Source organism: Nocardia sp. NPDC002869, assembly GCF_046764065.1.
Taxonomy (GTDB): Bacteria; Actinomycetota; Actinomycetes; order Mycobacteriales; family Mycobacteriaceae; genus Nocardia; species Nocardia rhamnosiphila.
In genome coordinates this window covers 1-2689 of sequence record NZ_JBKOOL010000301.1, presented here as the reverse complement: position 1 = coordinate 2689, position 2689 = coordinate 1, and the positions used below count along the sequence as shown (strand labels likewise).

Below are 2689 nucleotides of genomic sequence, written 5' to 3'. Positions count from 1 at the left end.
CCGGCCTCGATCGTGGTCTTTCTCGTCGCGTTACCGCTGTCCATCGGTATCGCGATCGCCTCCGGCGCCCCGGTGGCCGCCGGTCTCATCGCCGCCGTCGTCGGCGGCATCGTCGGCGGTGCGCTCGGCGGCTCCGTTCTGCAGGTGAGCGGCCCCGCGGCCGGCCTCACCGTGATCGTCGCCGAATCGATCAACCAGTTCGGCTGGCGCGTAACCTGTCTCATTGTCGCTGCGGCCGGTGTGTTGCAGATCCTGTTCGGCTTGAGCCGGGTCGCCCGGGCGGCGCTCGCGGTGGCGCCGGTGGTGGTGCACGCCATGCTCGCCGGAATCGGGATCACCATCGCGCTCCAGCAGGTTCATGTACTGCTCGGTGGCGAATCCGGCAGCGCCGCATGGGAGAACATCACCGACCTGGCGGGCCGGCTCGCCTCCGCGAACGTCCCCGCTGCGCTGCTCGGCGTGGCCGTGATCGTCATCATGCTGGGCTGGAATCGCCTGCCCGACCGGGTCAGGGTGGTGCCCGGGGCGCTGGTGGCCATCGTGGTGGCCACGGGGCTCTCCGTGGTGTTGTCGCTGGATGTGAAGCGGGTCGCGCTCGACGGCTCGCTGTTCGACGCGATGATGTTACCTGCGCTGCCACACAGTGATTGGGCCGCCGTTGTCATGATGATCTTCACCGTAGCGCTGATCACCAGTGTGCAGAGTCTGCTGTCGGCTGTCGCGATCGACAAGATGCACACCGGACCGCGGACGGACCTGGATCGCGAGATGATCGGCCTGGGATCGGCGAACGTCCTGACCGGGTTGCTCGGCGGTTTGCCCGTCGCGGGCGTTATCGTGCGCAGTTCCACCAACGTGGCCGCGGGCGCCCGCAGCCGGGCCTCGGCGATCCTGCACGGTGTGTGGATCCTGGTGTTCTCGGTGGCCCTGGTGTCACTGGTGGAGCGGATCCCGCTCGCCGCGCTGGCCGGTCTGCTGATCGTCATCGGGATGCAGCTGGTCAAACTGGCGCATATCCGGCTCGCGCACCGCACCGGCGACCTCCTCGTCTACGTCGCCACCCTGATAACGGTGATTTTCCTGAACCTGCTCGAAGGGGTTCTGATCGGTCTGGCGCTGGCCTTCGCGCTGCTGGTCTGGCGGATCGTGCGGGTCGCGGTGACGGCGGAACAGATCGGCGGCACCGATCGCTGGCTCGTGCGGATCGACGGCTCCTGTACTTTTCTTTCCCTGCCGAAATTGGCCACCACCTTCGCCGAGGTCCCGCCGGGGATCGCGGTGACGGTGGAACTCACCGTGGACTTCCTCGATCATGCCGCCTACGACGCGATCACCGATTGGGCGCGCCAGCACGAGAGCGGCGGCGGCACCGTCGATTTCGTGGAGATCGGGACCTCTCGGATGGCGAACGCGCACGATGCTCCGCCGTCGCGGGGGATGGGCCGGGTCGCGCTCGCCGATGTTCTCGGGCCGTGGCGGTTGCATCGCAACGGTTCGCCGAAGGGGCCGGGTGCCAGTGGTGATCCGCTGGCCAGCGGTATCGCCGCCTACCATCGCAGCCGCGCGCATCTGGTGCGGTCGCATCTGGACGAGCTGCGGGACGGGCAGGATCCGGAATCCTTCTTCCTGACCTGCTCGGATTCCCGGATCGTGCCCAATGTGATCACCCACAGTGGGCCGGGTGATCTGTTCACGGTGCGCAATGTGGGCAATCTGGTGCCCGAGCACGACGCCTCGGTGGAGGCGGCGCTGGTCTTCGCGCTCGAGAAACTCAGTGTTCGCACGGTGGTGGTCTGCGGCCATTCGTGCTGCGGGGCGATGGGCGCCCTGTACTCGGGCGAGTCGGCAGGACCGGGTATCGACCGGTGGCTCGAGTACGGTCGGCCGAGCCTGGAGCGTTATCGGGCCGGACACGTGGTGGGCACCGCGGCGGAGTCGGCCGGTTTCGGCCCGGTCGAGCAGCTGAGCATGGTGAACATCGCGGTGCAGCTGGAGAACCTGCGGCGGCATCCATCGGTCCGCCGCGCGATCGAGGAACGCGGGCTCACCGTCTCCGGTCTGTTCTTCGATATCGCCAGTGCTCGGCTGATCGAGGTGGGTGTGGACGGGATCGCTTCCATCGAGGACTCGGACGGGTTGCTGGCGCAATTGCAGTGTCAACCGGCGTCGATGGGGACGGTGTGAGCATGGTTGCGGCCATCCGTTCCGGTGCTGCCGGTCGAGTCATGATCCCGTGCGGGACAGTTGGTTTCGGCAGCGATGTCGGTCATAACGGGATCGGACCGATGGTCGCGCGCATTATCGCCAGCGGTGGGGGTGCCTTCTCAGGCTTTGATAAGTCATTACCCATACCATGGCAACGGTTTACAACTCGGCCCGTTGGTGTGCCGAGTACCCACTTCACCGCGAGTTGCCGGTTCGCGGTCTGTGTCCGAGCGGACACGATGATCGTCAACCGACCTGGCCCGTGCCGAGTCGGCGAAGGAGAACGATGGGCACCCAGAGCACGAATTCCCCGGAATCAGTTACTGGTTCGGGCCCGGACGGACGCGAGCCCGCCGGGTCCGGGCGCACACCTACCCCCACCTGGCCGACCTCGATCCTGCGCCATGATGTCCCGGCCTCGATCGTGGTCTTTCTCGTCGCGTTACCGCTGTCCATCGGTATCGCGATCGCCTCCGGCGCCCCG

The 2689-nt window shown here is 66.9% G+C and carries 2 protein-coding genes; both read left to right on the top strand.

Annotated features, from left to right (window positions below):
* On the top strand, window positions 1-2184 hold a 2184-nt coding region (locus ACLML9_RS28365; protein WP_411948368.1), incomplete at its 5' end, for a SulP family inorganic anion transporter.
* A gap of 307 nt (window positions 2185-2491) precedes the next feature.
* The coding region (locus ACLML9_RS28360) for a hypothetical protein (protein WP_411948367.1) at window positions 2492-2689 on the top strand (198 nt) is incomplete at its 3' end.